At 69.3% G+C, this 18,725-nt stretch carries 22 protein-coding genes; 13 read left to right on the top strand and 9 right to left on the bottom strand.

All coding sequences use genetic code 11. The features are described from left to right. Positions 1 to 262 precede the first annotated feature (262 nt). The 4 genes from B3D50_RS05345 (at position 263) to B3D50_RS05330 (ending at position 3,338) form a co-directional block, all read left to right on the top strand. Positions 263 to 634 (top strand): chromosomal replication initiator DnaA, encoded by a 372-nt coding sequence (locus B3D50_RS05345; protein ID WP_087139310.1) that lies wholly within the window; start codon positions 263 to 265, stop codon positions 632 to 634. After that, positions 631 to 1,347, top strand: coding sequence for a DUF6456 domain-containing protein (locus B3D50_RS05340; RefSeq protein ID WP_286949936.1), 717 nt, complete (start codon positions 631 to 633; stop codon positions 1,345 to 1,347). The genes B3D50_RS05345 and B3D50_RS05340 overlap by 4 nt, the downstream gene beginning before the upstream one ends. Before the next feature lie 113 nt (positions 1,348 to 1,460). Then, positions 1,461 to 2,252: a hypothetical protein gene (locus B3D50_RS05335; protein WP_286949934.1), complete on the top strand. Its 792-nt coding sequence runs from the start codon at positions 1,461 to 1,463 to the stop codon at positions 2,250 to 2,252. A gap of 27 nt (positions 2,253 to 2,279) precedes the next feature. Beyond that, positions 2,280 to 3,338, top strand: coding sequence for a linear amide C-N hydrolase (locus B3D50_RS05330; RefSeq protein WP_286949931.1), 1,059 nt, complete (start codon positions 2,280 to 2,282; stop codon positions 3,336 to 3,338). A gap of 22 nt (positions 3,339 to 3,360) precedes the next feature. Here the strand turns inward: B3D50_RS05330 and B3D50_RS05325 are convergent, their stop codons facing one another. Both B3D50_RS05325 and B3D50_RS05320 read right to left on the bottom strand, forming a co-directional pair. Further along, entirely contained in the window at positions 3,361 to 3,657 is a 297-nt protein-coding gene (locus tag B3D50_RS05325) for a hypothetical protein (RefSeq protein WP_286949928.1), read from the bottom strand. Between the two features lie 72 nt (positions 3,658 to 3,729). Beyond that, the gene (locus tag B3D50_RS05320; RefSeq protein ID WP_138142359.1) at positions 3,730 to 4,167 is read right to left on the bottom strand and encodes a SufE family protein; all 438 of its coding nucleotides are present in this window, start codon (positions 4,165 to 4,167) and stop codon (positions 3,730 to 3,732) included. 145 nt (positions 4,168 to 4,312) lie between these two features. Between B3D50_RS05320 and B3D50_RS05315 the strand changes: the two genes are divergently transcribed. After that, a complete protein-coding gene (locus B3D50_RS05315) occupies positions 4,313 to 5,950 on the top strand; it encodes a sensor histidine kinase (RefSeq protein ID WP_286949925.1) in 1,638 nt (545 codons plus the stop codon). 3 nt (positions 5,951 to 5,953) lie between these two features. Here the strand turns inward: B3D50_RS05315 and B3D50_RS05310 are convergent, their stop codons facing one another. After that, on the bottom strand, positions 5,954 to 6,577 hold the full coding sequence (locus B3D50_RS05310) for a LysE family translocator (RefSeq protein WP_409516087.1): 624 nt from the start codon (positions 6,575 to 6,577) through the stop codon (positions 5,954 to 5,956). Positions 6,578 to 6,681: 104 nt separating this feature from the next. On the opposite strand from B3D50_RS05310, the gene B3D50_RS05305 reads away from it, so the two are divergent. After that, positions 6,682 to 7,122, top strand: a complete 441-nt coding sequence (locus B3D50_RS05305) for a DUF6389 family protein (RefSeq protein ID WP_286949921.1) — start codon at positions 6,682 to 6,684, stop codon at positions 7,120 to 7,122. On the opposite strand, the gene B3D50_RS05300 is transcribed toward B3D50_RS05305, so the two are convergent. Further along, entirely contained in the window at positions 7,119 to 7,982 is an 864-nt protein-coding gene (locus B3D50_RS05300; RefSeq protein WP_286949920.1) for a hypothetical protein, read from the bottom strand. The genes B3D50_RS05305 and B3D50_RS05300 overlap by 4 nt on opposite strands. A gap of 55 nt (positions 7,983 to 8,037) precedes the next feature. On the opposite strand from B3D50_RS05300, the gene B3D50_RS05295 reads away from it, so the two are divergent. From B3D50_RS05295 to B3D50_RS05285, 3 genes are all read left to right on the top strand, one after another. Further along, entirely contained in the window at positions 8,038 to 8,367 is a 330-nt protein-coding gene (locus B3D50_RS05295) for a DUF1491 family protein (RefSeq protein ID WP_286949919.1), read from the top strand. Positions 8,368 to 8,545: 178 nt separating this feature from the next. Then, on the top strand, positions 8,546 to 8,926 hold the full coding sequence (locus tag B3D50_RS05290) for a hypothetical protein (RefSeq protein WP_286949918.1): 381 nt from the start codon (positions 8,546 to 8,548) through the stop codon (positions 8,924 to 8,926). Positions 8,927 to 9,009: 83 nt separating this feature from the next. Further along, positions 9,010 to 10,530: a hypothetical protein gene (locus tag B3D50_RS05285; RefSeq protein ID WP_286949917.1), complete on the top strand. Its 1,521-nt coding sequence runs from the start codon at positions 9,010 to 9,012 to the stop codon at positions 10,528 to 10,530. A gap of 16 nt (positions 10,531 to 10,546) precedes the next feature. Here B3D50_RS05285 and B3D50_RS05280 read toward each other — a convergent pair whose 3' ends face one another. Next, the gene (locus tag B3D50_RS05280) at positions 10,547 to 10,687 is read right to left on the bottom strand and encodes a hypothetical protein (protein WP_286949915.1); all 141 of its coding nucleotides are present in this window, start codon (positions 10,685 to 10,687) and stop codon (positions 10,547 to 10,549) included. Between the two features lie 158 nt (positions 10,688 to 10,845). Between B3D50_RS05280 and B3D50_RS05275 the strand changes: the two genes are divergently transcribed. After that, a complete protein-coding gene (locus tag B3D50_RS05275) occupies positions 10,846 to 12,474 on the top strand; it encodes a peptide chain release factor 3 (RefSeq protein WP_286949914.1) in 1,629 nt (542 codons plus the stop codon). An 8-nt stretch (positions 12,475 to 12,482) separates the two neighbouring features. On the opposite strand, the gene B3D50_RS05270 is transcribed toward B3D50_RS05275, so the two are convergent. Both B3D50_RS05270 and B3D50_RS05265 read right to left on the bottom strand, forming a co-directional pair. Next, a complete protein-coding gene (locus tag B3D50_RS05270; protein WP_128720586.1) occupies positions 12,483 to 12,974 on the bottom strand; it encodes a hypothetical protein in 492 nt (163 codons plus the stop codon). 67 nt (positions 12,975 to 13,041) lie between these two features. Further along, positions 13,042 to 13,806, bottom strand: coding sequence for an SDR family oxidoreductase (locus B3D50_RS05265; protein WP_286949911.1), 765 nt, complete (start codon positions 13,804 to 13,806; stop codon positions 13,042 to 13,044). Between the two features lie 203 nt (positions 13,807 to 14,009). Between B3D50_RS05265 and B3D50_RS05260 the strand changes: the two genes are divergently transcribed. Next, the gene (locus tag B3D50_RS05260; protein WP_286949909.1) at positions 14,010 to 15,437 is read left to right on the top strand and encodes a hypothetical protein; all 1,428 of its coding nucleotides are present in this window, start codon (positions 14,010 to 14,012) and stop codon (positions 15,435 to 15,437) included. A gap of 12 nt (positions 15,438 to 15,449) precedes the next feature. Here B3D50_RS05260 and B3D50_RS05255 read toward each other — a convergent pair whose 3' ends face one another. Further along, on the bottom strand, positions 15,450 to 16,052 hold the full coding sequence (locus B3D50_RS05255; protein WP_286949907.1) for a YczE/YyaS/YitT family protein: 603 nt from the start codon (positions 16,050 to 16,052) through the stop codon (positions 15,450 to 15,452). Between the two features lie 29 nt (positions 16,053 to 16,081). Further along, positions 16,082 to 17,233: an MFS transporter gene (locus tag B3D50_RS05250; RefSeq protein ID WP_286949905.1), complete on the bottom strand. Its 1,152-nt coding sequence runs from the start codon at positions 17,231 to 17,233 to the stop codon at positions 16,082 to 16,084. A gap of 56 nt (positions 17,234 to 17,289) precedes the next feature. Here B3D50_RS05250 and B3D50_RS05245 point away from each other — a divergent pair, with 56 nt between their 5' ends. Next, the gene (locus tag B3D50_RS05245; protein ID WP_286949904.1) at positions 17,290 to 18,192 is read left to right on the top strand and encodes a LysR family transcriptional regulator; all 903 of its coding nucleotides are present in this window, start codon (positions 17,290 to 17,292) and stop codon (positions 18,190 to 18,192) included. Positions 18,193 to 18,313: 121 nt separating this feature from the next. Next, positions 18,314 to 18,676: a hypothetical protein gene (locus B3D50_RS05240; RefSeq protein WP_269299146.1), complete on the top strand. Its 363-nt coding sequence runs from the start codon at positions 18,314 to 18,316 to the stop codon at positions 18,674 to 18,676. Positions 18,677 to 18,725: the final 49 nt, after the last annotated feature.

The raw sequence follows: 18,725 nt of genomic DNA, 5'->3' as shown, positions 1-18,725 counted from the left end.
GAAACGCCTAAGGTGATTTGCGAATCGCCGTCCAGAGTCCTGAGTCAAGGATTCGTTAATTTATTTGGCGCCGTCCCCTCATTCCCCTGTTGACGTCTGGCGCGTCTTCCACAGGGGACGTGCACAACCGCCCTCGCCGATACCGGACCCCGCCTGGGGAAGCGACCGTTTCTGACGTTTGATAGGACAACATTCCTATCTCGGTCGCCGAACGCACTCATAATGGCGACATCCACAGGAATGACGGGAGGAAGCGCAGATCATGGAACCCTATCGCGTGCCGGTGACGGAGGGCGACCGCATCCGGGCGGACGCGGCCCTGTCGCTGTCGGGCCTGGCCCTAGGCGTGCCGACCGCCGAGATGACGCGGCGCGAGCGGGTGCGGCCTCGGGCCTGCCGGGCGCGCTGGTCGGCCATGTATCTGGCGCACGTCTCGTTCGGCTGGCCGCTGGAGCGGGTGGCCCACGCCTTCGGCCTGAACCGGGCGACGGCGGGCGCCGCCTGCCGCTGGGCCGAGGACGAGCGCGACCGGCCCGACTACGACGCCCTGATGGACGGGCTGGAGGGGGCGCTGCGGGCCGTGATGGAGCTGCCCCTGGTCGATCTGGCGCCCGAGATCGGAGGCCGTCGATGAACCGTCAACTGGAACGCGCCCGCAGCCTGCTGCAACGCCCCGGCGCCTGGCTGGATCAGGCGAACGGCGCCTATCCCCTGCGCCTCGGCGGCGATCGGCGCAGCCGGGTGGTGCTGACCCTGGACGAGGCCGTCTTCCGCGCCGTGATCGAGCAGCCGGGCCTGCGCCTGCGCGAAGGCGGCGGCTGGCTGCCCCGGGCGGCCAACGACCATGCTCCCGCCGCTCCTCCGCCCGGCCGCCCCGGCGTCATCGAGGGCGAGCGCGCGGTGATGGAGAGCGACGGCCGCCTGACGATGCGCCGCGCCAATCTGGGCGAGAGCCCGATCCTGTGGCTGGCCCGGCGCAAGGACCAGTCGGGCCGTCCGTGGCTGACCCCGGCCGAGGTCGCGGCGGGCGAACGGCTGCGCGCCGAGGCCGAGATCGCGGCGGCCGGTCCGTCCCTGACCATGCGCTGGGACGCCTTGCCGACCTCGCGTTCGGGCGGCGGCGCGAGGCGGGTCGAGCCGGGCGACCGCGCGCTGTCGGCCTCGGCGCGGGTGCAGGCGGCGCTGGACGCCTGCGGCCCGCGCCTGCGCGCCATGGTCGAACAGGTCTGCATCCACGGCACGTCGCTGCAACTGGCGGAGCAGGCCCTGTCCCTGCGCCGCCGACAGGGCAAGACCCTGCTGAAACAGGGTTTGCAGGCTCTGGCCGAGCACTACGGCCTCGCATGACGGCGCGCCGCCGTCATGTGGGACGCACAATCAAAGATTGCTGATCTACGATTACTTAAGCATGGCCGTTCTACCCAAGGGCGATCCTCTCGGTCGCAGTGAGTAGACACCCCATGACGTTCCTCCGCCCCGCCTCGCTCTTTCTAGGACTGGCGGGCCTCGCCGTCGCCGGTTCCGCCAGCGCTCAAGCCGGCGCCGACAACCAGTGGCGCATCACCGTCAGCCCCTATGTCTGGGCGACTTCGCTGGACGGCAATGTCACCCTGGCCGGGCACAAGGCGCCGGTGGACGTGTCCGCCTCGGACGCCTTCGACCAGTTGGAGAGCGTCGTCATGGGCGACGTCGAGGTGCGCAAGGGCCGCTGGGGCGCCTTCGTCGACTATCAGTACGCCAAGACCAATGAGGGCGTGTCCCTGATGGGCGTTCCGGCCGAGCTGGGCACCCGCTCGACCACCGTCTCGGGCGGGGTGCTGTTCCGCCTGATCGACGATCCCGTGGGCGGTCGCACCGCCTTCGGCGACGCGCGCAGCTTCCGCGTCGAGCCGCTGATCGGCGCTCGCTGGAGCAAGCTGCGGGCGGAGCTGAACACGCCGCTGGGCGCCACGCAGAAGGGCGCCGAGTGGACCGACCTGCTGCTGGGCCTGCGGGTCGAGAGCGACGTGTCCGAACGCTGGACCCTGCGCACCCAGGTCGACGCCGGCGGCCTGGGCGACGACGACCGTCACAGCCTGGCCTGGCAGGCCCTGGCCTCCTATCGCACGCCGCTGGCGGGCGGCGCCGTCTCGGTCAACGCCGGCTATCGGATGCTGCATCAGAACTATGAGCAGGACGATTTCACCGGCCAGCGCTTCGACTGGAAGGTGACGCGCCACGGCCCGGTGCTGGGCCTGTCGCTGACCTACTGATCCCTGCCCTCACCCCAAGGAGACGACATGCGTAATGGAATGAAGAAGGGCGTCGCCGCCCTGGCCGCCGCCTTCATGCTGGCCGTTCCGGCGGCCGAGGCCTGCACCCGCCTAGTCTACCACGGCCACGACGGCGCGGTGATCACCGCCCGGTCGATGGACTGGAAGGACGAGATCATGACCAACCTCTGGATCTTTCCGCGCGGCATGGCGCGGGACGGGTCTGGCGGTCCCAACTCCCTGACCTGGACGTCCAAATACGGCAGCGTCATCGCCAGCGGCTATGACATCTCGACCGTCGACGGCGTGAACGAGATGGGCCTGGTCGCCAACGTGCTGTGGCTGGTGGAGTCGGAATACCCGGCCCACGACCCGAACAAGCCCGCCCTGAGCATCGCCGCCTGGGCGCAATACGCGCTGGACAACTTCGCCACCGTGGCCGAGGCGGTCGAAGGCCTGCGCGACGAGCCGTTCGTTCTGGTCAGCGACAATGTGCCGGGGCAGGAACGCCTGACCACCCTGCACCTGTCCCTGTCGGACAGCAGCGGCGACAGCGCCATCTTCGAATACATCGACGGCAAGTTGGTCGTGCATCACAGCCGCGACTATCAGGTGATGACCAACTCGCCGACCTTCGATCAGCAGTTGGCCCTGAACACCTATTGGCAGGGCATCGGCGGCACGGTCATGCTGCCGGGCACCAACCGGGCGGCCGATCGCTATGCGCGGGCCTCCTTCTACGCCAACGCCATTCCCAAGTTCGAAGACCAGAACATGGCCGTGGCCAGCGTGTTCAGCGTGATCCGCAACGTCTCGGTGCCGTTCGGCATTTCGACGCCGGACCAGCCGAACATCTCCTCGACGCGCTGGCGCACGGTCGTGGATCACAAGCGTCAGCTCTACTTCTTCGAGTCGGCCCTGACGCCGAACACCTTCTGGGTGGACCTGAAGAAGATCGACTTCTCTGCGCGCGCCCCGGTCAAACGGCTGGAGCTGGGCGAGAACCAGATCAACACCCACGCGGGCGACGCCACCGCCAAGTTCAGCAACGCGCGGGCCTTCCCCTTCCTCGGCCCGCAACAGTAGGCCGCGACAAGGCGGTCGGGGCTCAGAAGATCCCGACCGCCGCCTCGGCCCAAATCACCAACACGGCCAGGACCACCGCCCCCGCCAGCGCCAGCCGCACCAACGGCGTCCGCGCCTTCCACAGCAGCAGCAGCTCCAGCAGCAGGCCCGCCCCGATCAGCAGGACGGCGGCGAACAGGAAGTCCTGCGCGTCCCAGGCGACCTCGGAGGTGAACTGCATGGCCGCCAGCGGCGTCAGCAGGATCAGCCCGACCGCGCTCCAGCCGGCCGTTCGGATCGGATTGAAGAAGGCGGGCGCGCGTTTCATCGGGACCGGCATCGGACCGCTCCGCACAGGATAGGACGCCCCATCATGCGCCCGATCGCGTTCGACCGGAAGCGAGAAGCGCGGTCAGCCCGCCGCCAGCGCCGCTTCGCGGATGCGGCCGACCATGCTGTTCAGACCGTTGGCGCGTTGCCGCGTCAGGGCCGAAGGCAGGCCCAGCCGGTCCAGCGCCGCCCTGGCGTCAAAATCCAGAATCTCAGCCGGGAGCCGTCCCGAATAGAGCCGCAGCAGCAGGGCGATGTTGCCCTTGGACAGGGCGCTGTCGCTGTCGGCGTCAAAGAACAGGCGATCGCCCTCGGCCCGCGTCGACAGCCAGACCTGGGCGGCGCAGCCCGGCACCTTGTTCGCCTCGATCCGCGCCTCTTCGGGCAGGGGCGGCAAGTCCTTGCCCAGATCGATGACGTATTCGATGCGTCCCTCCCAATCGCCCAGTAGGTCGAACTCCTCGACCAGTTCGGCCAGGGTCTCGTCGATGGAGCGGGCGGGAGCAGCGGTGGAAGTCATGGGCGCGACATAGGCCGCGCGCGCCCTCGCCACAACCGCCCCTCTCTCAACGCTTCGGCGCTCCCCCGACAGGCGAGCGCGCTAGGGGGCGCCTGGGGCGCAGTCTAATCTATAAGGCTGATTCAACCCCTGCGCCCGGATGGCCGTGACGTCTAGGACCGCCCTTCTCGATCCCATCCGCCGCCCCGAAGCCGCCGAGGCCGGGGACGGCGCCGCCGTGGCCGCCTGGCACGCCGGGTGGACGGTGGTCGTCGGGCTGAGCGCCCTGGGCGCCGCCTGGCTAGGGCGCCCCCTGGCCGCGCCCGAGGCGCTGGCCCTGGCCGTCATGGCCGCGCCGGGCGTGGCGGGCCTGGCCCTGCTGGCGCGCGACACGACGGCGTTGAGAACCGCCTTGACGACGCTGTGGGCCCTGGCGGCCCTGACGGCGGCGGCCCTGGCCGGCGGAGCGGCGGGGCCGCTGGCCGGCTTCGTCTTCGCCCCCCTGGCGGCGGGGCTGGCGCTGGGCGGACGACGCCGCGCGGGCCTCGGCGCCCTGGCCTCGGTCGGCGCGGCCCTGGTCGGCGTCATCTCCACCGTCGCCATCGGACCGGCGACGCCGGGCGGCGGCCTGGCCGGCGCCTCGGCCCTGATCACGGCGAGCGCCGCCCTGCTGGGTCTGGCCCTGGGCCTGCGTCGCCAGTCGCGCCGCCTGACCGCCGCCGAGGACGCCGTGGCGCGGGTCGAGGCCGTCCTGTCAGGCCAGCCGGGCCTGACCCTGACGCTGGACGCCGACGGTCGGTATCGCGCTCTGTCCGCCTATGGCGCGGCGCCCGCCGCCCTGCCCGTCGATCTGCTGTTCGATGAGGGGTTGCTGGCCGCAGTGGACGAGGCCGACCGCGCCGCCGTGCTGACCACCCTGGCCCGCGCGCGTAACGGAAGCGAGGCCCAGGTCCGCTTCACCCCGCGCCTGGCGCTGGACCGGCGCATCCTGCTGGTCGCGCGACGGCTCGACAAGGGGCCGCGCCTGATCGTCCAGGCGCTGGACGCCACCTTGCAGCACGCGCGCGAGGCCGAACTGCACGCCGCCCGCGCCGAGGCCGAGGCCCAGAACCTCGGAAAGACCCGCTTCCTGGCTCACATGAGCCACGAACTGCGCACGCCGCTGAACGCCGTGGTCGGCTTCTCCGACGCCATGCGACAGGAGCTGTTCGGCCCCGTTCCGCCGCGCTACGCCGACTACGCCGCTTCCATCCACGAAGCGGGCGGCCACCTGCTGGACCTGATCAACGACGTGCTGGACGTCAGCCGCATCGAGGCCGACCGCTATGAGCTGTCGCTGGAACGCTTCGACGCGCGCGAGCCCGTGCTGGCGGCGCTGGCCCTGGTCCGCATTCAGGCCGACGACAAGGGCGTCGAACTGGCCGCCGTCCTGCCGCCCCAGGCGCTGAGCGTCCGCGCCGACCGCCGCGCGCTGAAGCAGATGACGCTGAACCTGCTGGCCAATGCGGTGAAATTCACGCCGTCCGGCGGAACCGTCACCGTCTCGGTGCAGGCGGCCGACGACGCGCTGGAGGTGACGGTGGCCGACACCGGCGTCGGCATTTCGGCCGAAGATCTGGCCCGCCTGGGCCGCCCCTATGAACAGGCAGGCGACGCCGAACAGCGGGCGCAAGGGTCAGGCCTGGGCCTGGCCCTGGTCCGCGCCCTGGCCGGGCTGCACGGCGGGACGCTGGCGCTGGACAGCGCGCTGGGCGTCGGCACGGCGGCGACGGTGCGCCTGCCGCTCGAGACGCCGGACGCCTGAGCCTCAGACGCGCGAGGCGGCCAGCTTCAGCCCGAAGCCGATGAAGACGACGCCGACAACCCGATCCATCGTCCGCACCACGGCGGGGCGACGCAGGAACCGACCCAGCGGCGCCGTCGCCAGGATCAGCCCGGCGAACCAGACGATGGTCAGCGCCACATGGACCCCGACCAGGAAGAAGGTGAAGGCCGCCACATTGGCCCCCTGCGGCACGAACTGGGGCAGGAAGGTCACGTAGAAGACGCCGACCTTGGGGTTCAGCAGATTGGTCAGCAGGCCGCGCCGAAAGGCGACGGGACCACTGGGAGGTAATGCGGCGCCCGGCTCGCCCAGGCCCCTGCGCGGCTTGAACAGCATCTGCGCCCCCAGCCAGACCAGATAGGCCGCGCCCGCCCACTTCACCACCGTATAGGCCAGCTCCGACACCCGCAGCAGCGCCCCGAAGCCCAGCGACACCGCCGCGCCCCAGATCAGACAGCCGAGCAGGATGCCCGCCCCGGCGAAGACGGCCGAACGCCCGCCCTCGGCCGCCGCCGAGCGCAGCACCATCGCCGTGTCCACCCCCGGCGTGATGGTCAGGATGGTGATGGCGACCAGAAAGGCGGCGAACAGGGCGGGATCGAACATGACGCGCACTGGAACACGCCGCATCGCCCCGCCGCAACCGCCAAACTGGACGGCGCCGCCGCGCCCGGCATAGGAAAGGCGCCTCCGGCCCGACGAGGACGCTCATGGACGAAACCGCCTATCGCGCCGCCCTGCGCGCCACGCTCGACGCCCACGACGGTCCGGCGCTGGCGCGCATCCGCGCCCTGCTGGCCGCCCTGCCCGAGGCGGCGCGCGAAATCCACGTCGTCGTCTTTCCCGATCAGGACGGCGAAGGCGCCTTCAGCGTCCACGTCAGTCTGGACGGCCCCGACCTCTATGTCCTGAACCGGGCGATCGAGCCCCACCGCACCCTGTTCGAGGTCGTCCACGGCGAGGAAGGCTTCGAGCCAAACCTGCCCATGTTCGGACGCGATCCCGGCTTCAGCGTTCAGGACGCCATCGTCGACACGGCCGCCGACTGGATCGAGGCCCTGTGGCCGCGCGCCGGACGCGCGCCCATCCCCGTCATGATCTATGGCGACGAGGACTACGGCCCCACCACCCCGCGTCAGCTGACGCCCTAGACCGGCCCCATGGCCAGAAAGGCGCGGGCGGCGGCGAAGTCGCCCGCCTCGAAGCGGGCCGTCGCCACGCTGTCGTCGCGGAACAGGAACTCGATCAGGAAAGGCTCGCGTGGATCCAGCGTCGCCAGAGCCTCAGCCGCGCTGTCGGGAAAGCGCCAGACCTCGCCCGCCCGCGCCCTGGACGCCAGCAGGTCGCGCGGCGCCAGATCGGACCCGGCGGCGAAGACGGCGCGGCGCGCGGCCTCGGGCGGCAGGCCGTCCCCCGCCAGCCACGGCCGGGGCGAACGCGCCGCATCGCGCATGACGATGCGCGCGGCATAGGGCCGAGGCTTGCCGACGAACGAGACGACCGCCGCCGGGCGCGCATCCTGCGGCGCCTTTCCGGTCAGGCCGAACCGCACGGGCGAGGCGCCGGTCGCCCCGTCCTGAAACAGGCGCCAGCCGTCGCGGCTGCTCTCGAAACGGTCGGCGCTCCACACGGCCTTGTCGCCGGGGAAATTGATCCGCGCCGCGCGCGACCATCCGGCGAAGGCGTGGCGCACCCGCGTCTTGACCCGGCCCAGCTCGGCGTCGTCGCAGGGGGTGGCCTCGGCCCGCGCCCTGGCCCGCCCGGCCGTGGCGGCCAGTTCGGTCGCCGGGCGCCCGGCGCGCAGGGCCGCCCCGCGCGCCTGCAGGGTCGCCGCCTCCAGCGCCTGCGTCAGACGCGGCTCGAACAGGCGGCACTTGTCCTGCGCCGCCCGCACGAAGGCCCGCTCATAATAGACGTCGCCAGCCGCCGTCGCCGTCCCGGCCGCGAGGGTCAGGGCGACGATCGCGGCCAGCGTTCTGCTGACTATGCGGGGCGACGGCGCTATCTTCATGCCGCCACCCTAGCCGCCGCCGGTTCCGGGTCCGTGTCCAAACAGGGTGAACCAATTGCTTCTTTCCACTGACGTCTGGGTCAGCGCCCTGATCCGCCGCGCCGAACTGGAGGGCGCCAACGCCGTGGTGGTGAAGAAGGGCGACGCCCGCGCCGGGGCCGTCATCGTCAAGGCCTATGACACCGCGACCCGCACCGCCCGCCTGTGGACCGAGGCGACCGGCCAGGACGGCGAGCCCCTGTGGATTCAGCCCGTCGCCAGCGAATTCGAAAGTGAACTGGACGCCTATCTGGACCGCCAGCGCCGCTATGACCCCGACCTCTGGATCATCGAGATCGAGGACCGCCAGGGGCGACACTTCCTGACCGAAAAGACGCAGGGCTGACCCTCGCCCGATGGGTTCGCCGGCCTTCAAACAGGCCGCCCCAAGCAGCGCAAAGCGCGTTAGGGCCGCCCAAAATGGTAACCGGCTCATTCACCGCGTTCGTGAACCGGACCGCAAGCGCAGGCGCCCTACAACCCGTCGCATGGGGCCAGAACGGTCCTGCGAGCGGGCGCGGTCCATGCTGTTTCTCTTGAACGATGTCGTCTTTGATCTGGACGAGGCCTGCCCGGCCCCGAGCCATGACGTGCGCCGGTTCGAGACCCTGTCTTGCGACTATGTGTTGGAGATGGGTTGCGAGCTGTTCGCCGAAGACCCGCTCCTGCACCGCACGGACCCGGCCCGCGCGCGCCGTCTGGCCTGGCTGATCGCGCACAAGGCTCAGGGCGTCAACGCCGCCCTGTTCGCCGCGCCCGAACCCGGTTGCGCGCCCGAACTGGTCGAGCCGCGCTTCTGCGTCCTGCCGGAAGTCGTCCTGCGCCACCTGCAACAACGCGCCCGTCGCGGCGCCCTGAACGCCGCCACGGCGGACAAGGCGGTCTGGGGCCGACTGGCCGCCTGACCTCTTCCAAAACCGAACATCGTTCGATATTCCTTGCCACTTCAGGGGGAAGATCGATGTTTCAGGCATTCAGACAGCGGCTGGTGCAAGGCGCTCTCGGCTTCGGCGCGCTTGTGTTTGCGACCCTGGCCGCAGCAAACCCCGCCCAGGCCGGGTGGCTGAAGGCCGAGAGCGAACGCTTCATCGTCTACAGCGACGGCAATGCGAACCAGTTGCGTCGCTTCACCCAGGAATTGGAGTCCTTCGACCGGCTGTTGCGGATTCGCTTGGGCGTCAATCTCGATCAGCCGACTTATCGCAAACTGCCCGTCTACCTGTTGGGCTCGCGATCGGCGATGCTGCAGATCAAACCGGACGCGCCCGAAGAACTCGCGGGATTCTACATGGCGACGGATGAAGACATCTTCGGCGTCGCTCGCCGCGACGAGGAGATGCACACCCTCAAGCATGAATACGCGCATCACTTCATGATGCAGAATTTCTCCCACGCCTATCCATCGTGGTTCATCGAGGGGTTCGCCGAGTACTTCGCCACAGCCGACTTCAAACGCGACGAGATTCACGTCGGACGTTACAATCAGAACCAGGCCTATTGGCTGATCAACGGAACCTGGGTCTCGATGGAGCAGCTTCTGGCCGAGCGGCCCGGCGCCTCGCTGCGCCATCGCGAGACCTATTATCCGCTGGCCTGGCTGCTGACCCACTGGTTCATGAGCGACACCGAAAGACGCAAGACCCTGGGCGTCTATCTGGCGGCGGTAGGCGACGGCGCGGATCCGGTCCAGGCCATGCAGGACGCCACGGGGATGACGACGACGGAGTTGCAACGCACTCTCCGCCGCTACATGCGTGATCGCATGACCTATGTGGTGATGAAGACCTCCTTCGATCAGGTCGAGATCGCCGTCACCCCAATGCCCAAATCCGCCGACGACATCTTGCTGCTGAACCAGAGACTGAAGGTCGGCGTGCCAGAGGAGCGACGCGCGGCCACCGCCGAAGACGTGCGCCGCGTCGCCGCCCGTCACCCGGACGATCCGCTGGCCTTGCTGGCGCTGGGCCACGCCGAGTTGCATTTCGGCGACGCCGCCGCCGCGGAGGCGCCGCTGCAAAGGCTGCTCACGATCCAGCCGGACCACGTTGAAGGCCTGCAATACCTCGCACGCGCTAGAATGGACGCCGCCGCCGAGGAAGACGACGCGGAAGCCGCCCTGAAGCTTAAAATCGAAGCGCAACACTATCTGTCACGCGCCTACGCTGCGGACGACGCCAACTTCGCCAGCCTGCTCCTGATCGCCGAGAACCGCGCCGACGCCCACAGCTACCCAAATGACAACGACGTGGCCGTGCTGGAGCAGGCCTTTATCCTGGCGCCGCAGTTGGGCACGGTTCGCTTCAATCTGGCTCAGGCTCTGTTGGAGCATGACCGCAAGGCCGAGGCGGCGACCTTGCTGCAACCGCTGGTGAACAATCCCCACGCGCCCAATGCCTCAGCGCGCGCCCTGCTACGAGAGATCGAAGGTCGCGCCGAAGCCGACGAGGACGAAGAAACGTTCATTGACGATGGCGATCAGGCGCAGTCGGAGCCCGCAGGCGACGATTAAAAAGACTTCGGCGCGTTTAGAGCAGGATGCCGAACACCGTGTGCACCACGGCGGCGGCTGTGACGATCAGGGCGAACCCGGCCAGAAAGCAGACCAGCGGATGAATCTTGCGCTCGTTCCGTACGGGCGCGACCTTGCCTGGATGGGCCAGAGCCATGACGTTTCCCTTCCCTCGTGCAGCGGACTCATGGCCCGCCGTCTCCCGAAAACGAGCATGCCTCGAATAACCCTCATAGGCGAAGGGTCTCTCACGGCATCGTGAACGTCGACAATTGAGCCCCGGCGCGGTAGGTCGCGCGTCCTAAAGGAAGCTCCATGTCCAAACTGACCCTCGCCCAGGAGGCCGACCGCCGTCGGACCTTCGCCATCATCGCCCACCCGGACGCCGGTAAGACGACTCTGACCGAGCACATCCTGCTGGCGGGCGGCGCCGTGCGCGCGGCCGGGGCGGTCAAGGCGCGCGGCGAGAACCGTCGGGCGCGCTCGGACTGGATGAAGATCGAGAAGGAACGGGGCATTTCGGTCACCGCCTCGGTCATGACGTTCGAGCACGACGGCAAGATGTTCAACCTGCTGGACACGCCGGGCCACGAGGACTTCTCGGAAGACACCTACCGCACCCTGACCGCGGCCGACTGCGCCATCATGGTGCTGGACGCCGCCAAGGGTATCGAGCCGCAGACGCTGAAGCTGTTCGAGGTCTGTCGCCTGCGCGACATTCCGATCATCACCTTCATCAACAAGCTGGACCGCGAGGCGCAAGACCCGATGGCCCTGCTGGACGAAATCGCGTCCCGTCTGCAGTTGGACCCCTCGCCCATCTGGTGGCCCGCCGAAAGCGGCAACCGCCTGCGCGGCCTGGCCGAGGTCGGCGGCCAGGGCCGGTTCCAACCCTACACCCGCAAGACCTCCGACAATGACGGCGAACACCCTGCGCCCCTGCCCTTCGCAGACGCCGCCGCCTTCTTCGAAGGCACGGAGCAGGCTGACATGGTCGATGCGCTGGAGCTGGTCGAGGCGGGCTATAAGCCGTTCGACCGTCAGGCGTTTCTGGAAGGCCACATGACGCCCGTGCTGTGGGGCTCGGCCCTGCGCCACTTCGGCATCGAGGAACTGCTTAAGGCCATCGGCGAATGGGCCCCGTCGCCCAAGACCATGACCGCCCGAAAGGAGGCGCCGCCCGAAACCCGCAACGCCCCCGCGCCCGAAGACATCACCGTCGAGCCGAGCAAGGACGAAGTCACCGGCTTCGTCTTCAAGGTCCAGGCCAATATGGACCCCAACCACCGCGACCGCATCGCCATGTTTCGCATGGCCTCGGGCAGCTTCAAGCGCGGCATGAAGCTGAAGGTCCAGAACACCGGCAAGCAGTTGTCGGTGAACGCCCCCATCATGTTCTTCGCCTCGGACCGCGAACTGGCCGAAGAAGCCTATGCGGGCGACGTCATCGGCATTCCGAACCACGGCGTGCTGCGCGTCGGCGACAGCCTGTCGGAGAGCGGTCTGGTGCGCTTTGCGGGCCTGCCCAATTTCGCGCCGGAAATCCTGCAGCGCGTCCGCGTCAAGGATCCGCTGAAGGCCAAGCACCTGCAGAAGGCGCTTGTCGGTCTGGCCGAGGAAGGCGTGACCCAGTTGTTCCGCCCGGAACTGGGCGCGGACTTCATCGTCGGCGCCGTGGGCCAGCTGCAGTTCGAGGTTATGGCCGACCGCCTGGGCGAGGAATACGGCCTGGACGTCGTCTTCGAGCCGTCGCCTTACGCCGAGGCCCGCTGGGTGTCGGGCGCCAAGGCCGACCTTGAGGACTTCGCCGGAAAATACCGGCCCCAGATGGCCGCCGACATCGACCAGAACCCGGTCTTCCTGGCCAAGTCGGCGTGGGAGACGGGCTACGTCTCCGAACGCTTCCCCAAGGTGGCTTTCACCAAGACCAAGGAACGCGGCTGAGGCCGGCCTCAGCCGCCGATGATCAGGGCCTCGGGCACCTCATAGCGTTCCTTCCTGCCGAGCGCGATCTTGTAGAGATCCTCGATCTTCTCGGCCTTGAAGCCCTGGGCGTCGGCCCCGTCAGCCTCGCTGACATCCGAGCCCACGGCCCCGGTGCGGTCGAAGAACAGGTTGCGCATACGGCCGTCGGGGAGCGTCACCCTGACCACCGCCGTGCCGTCCGCATTGCGGATCACCCCTGCCTGGCATTGCGCCATGGGCTGAGCCGCCGCCATGGCGCAGGGAATGATGCTCGTCGCATGGAACGGCGTCCCTTCCACAAGGGCGTCAACATCGCCTGGAGCGGGCGTAGAGGCCGTCTGGCTCGGCCTGTCCGCCGAGGCGGCTTCGACCGAAGACGCCTCGACAGGCGCGAGGGCCTGATCCCGATCGCCTTGCCCGCAAGCCGCCAAAGCCAGAAGCCCAGCCGCCGCGGCGCCGGATATGAACACACGTTGCACGATGGCCTCCTGCCTCATGGTGAACGCGCCAGCCTCGCTCCGCACCGGAAAGCGGTCAAGGGCGGTCTCAGGTCTTGCTGATAGACACCCCGCCGTCGACCAGCATGGCCGTCCCGGTCATGAAGCTGGAGGCGTCAGAGGCCAGGAACAGGGCGGCGCGCGCGATCTCCTCCGGGCTCGCCATCCGCTTCAGGGCGTGCATCCCTTCGACGAAGGCGATGATCTCGGGCGTGTGGGCGAACTCGCGCCCGGCCTCGGTGTCCGTGCCGCCGGGCAGCAGGCAGTTGCTGCGGACGCCCTTCGCTCCATACTCGGCGGCGATGACCCGCGACAGGCCGACCAGCCCCGCCTTGGCCGCGCCATAGGCCGCCATGCCCGGCATGCCGATGGCGTGGCCGACAAAGGTCGAGGTGAAGATCAGCGACCCTCCGCCGCGCGCCAACAGGGCCGGGATCTGATGCTTGGCGCCCAGGAAGGCGGCCGTCAGGTTCAGGTCCAGCGTCTCGCGCCAGCGCTCTGGCGCGATCTCATGCGTCGGCTCATTGGCGCCGATGGCCCCGGCATTGTTCAGGGCGATATCCAGCCCGCCGAACCGTTTGACCGCCGTCAGCACCAGCCGCTCGGCCAAGGCCTCGTCGCGGACGTCGCCCGGCACGGCGACGGCGCGCCCGCCCTCGGCCTCGATGGCGGCGACCAGGGCCAGAAGCTCGGCCTCGCGGCGGGCGGTGACGACCACCGCCGCGCCTTCGCGCGCGAACAGGCGGGCGGCGGCGGCGCCGATGCCGGAGCTGGCTCCGGTGATGACGGCGACCTTGTCGATGAGTGCAGGCATGACGACCTCGTGCGTGAAAGAGGCCGCCTTCCTTTCACGCCCTCAGGCCGCGGTCTGGCGAGGTTCGGACGCCGCACCCGCCGATGCGGCGAAACACCGTTTTGCGAACATCATAAACATGACCTAAGCTGACGACGTGTCAGGGGAATTCTCTTATGCCGCTTCAATGCAATGGCGCAAAAAATCGACGCCGCGCCCGAATCATGTCCGCCCTTTTCTTCGCTGCGGGAACGGCGCTGTGGGCGACGTCGGCCCAGGCCGAATGGCGGCGAGCGGAAACGAGCAGCTTCATCATTTACGGCGAGGGCTCAGAAAACGACTTGCGTCCGCATGCTGAAAAGCTCGAGCGGTTCGACGCACTGCTGCGACGTCAGTTCAACCGCCCTGCGCTGGTGGGCGTGCGTAAGCTGCCGGTGTATCTGCTGCACACGCGCCGTGACCTGGCCGAAGTCTTCCCCGCTGTGGCGGAGGCCAAGGCCGCCGGCTTCTATTCGGCCTCGGAAACGGATGTCTACGCCGTGGTGAATCGGCGCAGCGGGGACGACCTGCTGTTCCACGAATACGCCCACCACTTCATGTATCAGAACTTTCCCCGCTTCTATCCGGGATGGTTTGTGGAAGGCTTCGCCGAGTTCTTCATGACCGCCCAGGTGGACAACCCGGAAAGGGTCGAGATGGGCGGTTTCAACCCCGGACGCATCCATACGCTGAATCAGTCCCGCTGGTTGCCGGTTGAGGATTTGCTGTCCAAACGGCCCCGCGATTTCACCGACCGAGAGCAACGCTGGGCCTTCTACGCCCAATCCTGGCTGCTGACCCATTACCTGCTGGCCGATGCTGAGCGGCGGCGGGGCCTGGACGCCTATCTGACCGACGTGGGCCGTGGGGTCGCGCCCATCGAGGCCCTGCGCAACCGTCTGGGCCACACGCCCGACAGCCTGACCGCCGCCCTACGCACATATCTGCGCGGCGAGATGAAGTACGTCCGCTTTTCCATGACGGACGTTCAACCCCAGGTCCAGATTCAGACCTTGCCGCCCAGCGCGGATCGGGTGTTGTTATACAGTCTGCGCAGCCGCTACCCTCAATCGCCCCAGGACGCCGCCGTCCTGCTGGAGCGCACGCGGACCGACGCGGCGCGCTATCCGCAGGACCGTCTGGCTCTCGTGACCTTGGGCCGGGCGGAGCTGCAGTGGGGCGACGCCGCAGCGGGGGAGGCCGCGCTGGCCCGCGCCCTTTCCGTCACGCCGGAAGACGCTGAGGCGTTGAGGCTGCTGGCCGATGCTCGTCTCACGGCCTCCGAACAGCAACAAGATCCGACCGACCGCAGCCGATTGATCCGGGAGGCCCAGAGCTATCTGGCTCGCGCTCTGGACGCCGATCCGACCGACTATCGCATTTACGCGACCCTGGCGCGGGCCCGCCGGGGCGCGCCCGACTATCCCAACGCCAACGATCTGGAGACATGGCGGCTGGCGGTCGCCTTCGCACCTCAGGTCATGCGACTGCGGCAGGAGGCGGCCGAGGCGCTGATCAAGGGCGGCGCCGAAGCCGAAGCGGCCGAACTCCTCGCCGTCGTCGCCAACAGCCCCCATGGCAGGGGGCGGGACGATCCGGACGACACGGATTGACCGCCCGCCCGATCAGGCCCGCGCCTGGATTTCGCCGCGCCCCAGCGCCTGGAACCACGGCAGGAAGACCTGGATCAGCGGGCCGATGCCCACGGCGAAGACCACCGTGCCCAGGCCGACCGAGCCGCCCAGCAGCCAGCCTCCGACCAGGACGCTGACCTCGATCAGCATTCTGGACACGCGGATCGACCAGCCCAGGCGCTGATTGAGGCCGATCATCAGGCCGTCGCGCGGCCCCGTGCCCATGCCCGCGCCGATGTAGGCCGCCCCGCCCATGGCGGTCAGCGTCACCCCCGCCGTCATGAAGGCCAGCCGCAGCGGCAAGCCCGTGATCTCGGGCAGGACGGCCAGGGCCGCGTCCATCGACAGGCCGATGACGAAGATGTTGAACAGCGTGCCCAGCCCCGGCTTCTGACGCAGCGGAATCCAGGCCAGCATCACCAGAACGCCCATGATGATCGAGGCGGTCCCCAGGCTCATGCCCGTCTTCAGCGACAAGCCCTGGTGAAACACGTTCCACGGGTCCAGCCCGAGGTTGGAGCGCACCATCATGGCGGCGGCCACGCCATACAGGCACAGGCCCAGTTGAAGCTGGATGAAACGACGCATGAACATAGACCCCTTCTGCCCGATCGGCGGGGGATTTAAAGGCCCGGCCTTTGTCTGAGGCCGAAGGTCATGGCGAACATGACCAGGCAGACGCCGCTTGAGACCAGCAGAGCCAGACCCGCCGAATGATCCAGCACCACGCCGTACAGCGCCGGCGCCGCCGCCTGAACGAAACGGGCGGGCGTCAGCATCAGGGCCTGGCGCGCGCCATAACTCTCGCGCCCGAACAGATGCAGCGGCAGGACGCCCGAGGCCACCGCCAGTAGGCCGTTGCCCGCCCCCTGCCCCAGGGCGACGGCGCCTGCCGCGCCCTTGCCGCCGACGAAGACGACCAGGGCGCCGAGCGGATGCAGCAGGGTCGCCGCCCGCGCCGCCGCGACGGGCGAGCCCTTCCCCGGCGCCGCCAGGATGATCAGGCGTACGACGATGGCGGCGCTCGCCATGAGTCCCGCCGCGAGGGCGGCCTCGGCAGGCGTCAGGCCCAGCCGGGTCAACAGACGCGGCAGGTGGGCGCTCATGGCCGTCGCCACCCACCAGGCCCCGGCGAACAGGATCGCCAGCCGGATCATGGTCCCGTTCCAGCGCACGGGGTCGGACGCCGGCCGATGACCGCCGCCCGGCCCATCCGGCAGCGCCGCCGCATACAGCGGAAGGCACAGCAGCAGATGCGCGCCCGCCCAGACGAAGCAGGCGCCGCGCCAGCCCAGCGCCTCGATCATCGCCAACGTCAGCGGCCAACCCAGCGCGCCGCCGAAGGCGCCCAACAGGGAAACGGCGGCGATCGGCTTCTTCGCCGCCTCGCCGTGCAGGACCACCAGCACGGCGTAGGCCGGGCCGTACAGCCCCACGCCCATGCCCGCGCCCAGCATCAGCACGCCTGCGACCATGAGGACCGGCTCGCGCGCCAGCCCCAGCAGGGTCAGGGCCAGGGCGAAGGTCACGGCCGCCGCCGACAGCACCTCGCGTCCGCCGCGCCGGTCGATCCAGCGCCCGCCGAACGGACTGAGCGCCGCCGAGACCAGGAAGGCCCCCGACAGGGCCGTGAACACCACGCTCGGACTTGTCCCAACGCCCGCCGCCAGCGGCTCGGCCAGCACCCCCATCAGATAATAGCTGGAGGCGAAGGAGACGATCATCCCCAGCCCCAACACGGGGACGATCAGACGGGAAACGGCGGCGTGCGACATGACGCGCTCTGTCAGCGGATTTGCCCGCACGACGAAAGCGACCTATCGAACACCTCATGTTCGAAAACCTCACAGCTTCCGGCGCCATGCCCTCGCTGAACGCCCTGCGCGCCTTCGAGGCCATGGCGCGCACGGGCGGCGCCACCCGCGCGGCGGCCGAGCTGAACGTGACCCACAGCGCCGTCAGCCGACAGGTCAAGGCGCTGGAGGCGCAGCTGGGTCTGCGCCTGTTCGAAGGGCCTCGCCACGCCCTGACCCTGACCGAGGCGGGTCGCAGCCTGCTGCCCGGCCTGACCGCCGCCTTCGACCAGATCGCCGCCGCCGTGGCCGAGGCGCGCGGGACCGGGCGCGACCTGCATGTCGCCGTCAACGCCAGCCTGGCGGTCAAATGGCTGATCCCGCGTCTGGCCGACTTCAACCGCCTGCATCCCCAGGTGCGGGTCCACCTGGTCGAACTGGCCCCGCACGCCGTCAGCCGACGCGGCGCCGACATGCTGCTGCGGTTGCTCGACACGCCTCGGATCGAGGCTCTGGGCGCGATCGCCGTCATTCCCAATGCGGTCGGGCCGGTGATCGCTCCCGCCCTGGCCCAGGACGACGCGCGGACGGCGGTCTTGACCGCGCCGCGCCTGACGCCGCGCACCCACGCCACGGCCTGGAAGGATTGGGCCGGTCTGAGCGGACGGCGGCTGCCCCCCGCGCCCGAGCGGCCGGTCGCCCATCTGCATTTCGCCCTGGACGGCGCCCTGGCGGGCTGGGGCGCGGCGGTGCTGCCCTGGGCGTTGACGGCCGAGGCCGTGACGGACGGACGGCTGCTGGCGCCCTTCGGCTTCGCCCGCGACGACGGAGCCGTAGCGGCCATCCCCGGCGCAGGCGAGATGTCGCAAGATCGTCGCCTGCTCCTGCGCTGGCTCACCGACCAGGGCCGCGCCATGCCCGCGCCCCCGGATTCAACCTGAAGCTTTGCTGAACACGGCTTTCATCCGTCGCGGGGACGTGGTTCTCTAAGAGGACGCAAATCGGCCGCGCCGCGCCGTCATGATCCGGGCCGTCGCCGTTCGCGGCCCCTGTGGAGTTCAGATGCTGCTCGTCGCCTTCACCGCCGTTCTGGCGCTGGTTCAAGGTCAGGCTCAGGCCCAGCCCCCGGCTCCGGCCCCTCGGCTCGTCTCCTATGACGAGGCGGTGCGGTGCGCTGGACTGACCCAGGCCGCGTCCGAGCTGGAAGGCGGCGAAAGCCGTTACGGCCGCGAACTCTACGACGCCGCCCTCTATTGGTCGCTGGCGGCCATGCAGGCGGCGACGACCGCCGGGCGCAACCCGACGGCGGCCGAGAACGACCAGACCCGCGCCCGACTTCAGTCCGTGCGCCGCCTGTCGGCAGGCGACGCCGAGGCGCGCACCGCCCTGCAGCGCTGCCGCAAGGCCGCGCCTCGCCTGGGCTAGAGACGAAAAATCGGCCTCCCCCCGTTTTTCTCATCATATGGTTAAGCCG

The organism is Brevundimonas sp. UBA7507 (assembly GCF_002478355.1).
Lineage (GTDB): Bacteria > Pseudomonadota > Alphaproteobacteria > Caulobacterales > Caulobacteraceae > Brevundimonas > Brevundimonas diminuta_D.
Note: the sequence above shows the minus strand (reverse complement) of the source record. Positions and strands in the feature narration are given on the sequence as shown.

What these genes read in the sequence shown, in the direction of transcription:
- B3D50_RS05345 (WP_087139310.1), top strand. Translation starts at nt 263, where the DNA reads ATGGAACCCTATCGCGTGCCGGTGACGGAGGGCGACCGCATCCGGGCG.
- B3D50_RS05340 (WP_286949936.1), top strand. Translation starts at nt 631, where the DNA reads ATGAACCGTCAACTGGAACGCGCCCGCAGCCTGCTGCAACGCCCCGGC.
- B3D50_RS05335 (WP_286949934.1), top strand. Translation starts at nt 1,461, where the DNA reads ATGACGTTCCTCCGCCCCGCCTCGCTCTTTCTAGGACTGGCGGGCCTC.
- B3D50_RS05330 (WP_286949931.1), top strand. Translation starts at nt 2,280, where the DNA reads ATGCGTAATGGAATGAAGAAGGGCGTCGCCGCCCTGGCCGCCGCCTTC.
- B3D50_RS05325 (WP_286949928.1), bottom strand. Translation starts at nt 3,657, where the DNA reads ATGCCGGTCCCGATGAAACGCGCGCCCGCCTTCTTCAATCCGATCCGA.
- B3D50_RS05320 (WP_138142359.1), bottom strand. Translation starts at nt 4,167, where the DNA reads ATGACTTCCACCGCTGCTCCCGCCCGCTCCATCGACGAGACCCTGGCC.
- B3D50_RS05310 (WP_409516087.1), bottom strand. Translation starts at nt 6,577, where the DNA reads ATGTTCGATCCCGCCCTGTTCGCCGCCTTTCTGGTCGCCATCACCATC.
- B3D50_RS05305 (WP_286949921.1), top strand. Translation starts at nt 6,682, where the DNA reads ATGGACGAAACCGCCTATCGCGCCGCCCTGCGCGCCACGCTCGACGCC.
- B3D50_RS05300 (WP_286949920.1), bottom strand. Translation starts at nt 7,982, where the DNA reads ATGAAGATAGCGCCGTCGCCCCGCATAGTCAGCAGAACGCTGGCCGCG.
- B3D50_RS05290 (WP_286949918.1), top strand. Translation starts at nt 8,546, where the DNA reads ATGCTGTTTCTCTTGAACGATGTCGTCTTTGATCTGGACGAGGCCTGC.
- B3D50_RS05280 (WP_286949915.1), bottom strand. Translation starts at nt 10,687, where the DNA reads ATGGCTCTGGCCCATCCAGGCAAGGTCGCGCCCGTACGGAACGAGCGC.
- B3D50_RS05275 (WP_286949914.1), top strand. Translation starts at nt 10,846, where the DNA reads ATGTCCAAACTGACCCTCGCCCAGGAGGCCGACCGCCGTCGGACCTTC.
- B3D50_RS05265 (WP_286949911.1), bottom strand. Translation starts at nt 13,806, where the DNA reads ATGCCTGCACTCATCGACAAGGTCGCCGTCATCACCGGAGCCAGCTCC.
- B3D50_RS05260 (WP_286949909.1), top strand. Translation starts at nt 14,010, where the DNA reads ATGTCCGCCCTTTTCTTCGCTGCGGGAACGGCGCTGTGGGCGACGTCG.
- B3D50_RS05255 (WP_286949907.1), bottom strand. Translation starts at nt 16,052, where the DNA reads ATGTTCATGCGTCGTTTCATCCAGCTTCAACTGGGCCTGTGCCTGTAT.
- B3D50_RS05250 (WP_286949905.1), bottom strand. Translation starts at nt 17,233, where the DNA reads ATGTCGCACGCCGCCGTTTCCCGTCTGATCGTCCCCGTGTTGGGGCTG.
- B3D50_RS05245 (WP_286949904.1), top strand. Translation starts at nt 17,290, where the DNA reads ATGTTCGAAAACCTCACAGCTTCCGGCGCCATGCCCTCGCTGAACGCC.
- B3D50_RS05240 (WP_269299146.1), top strand. Translation starts at nt 18,314, where the DNA reads ATGCTGCTCGTCGCCTTCACCGCCGTTCTGGCGCTGGTTCAAGGTCAG.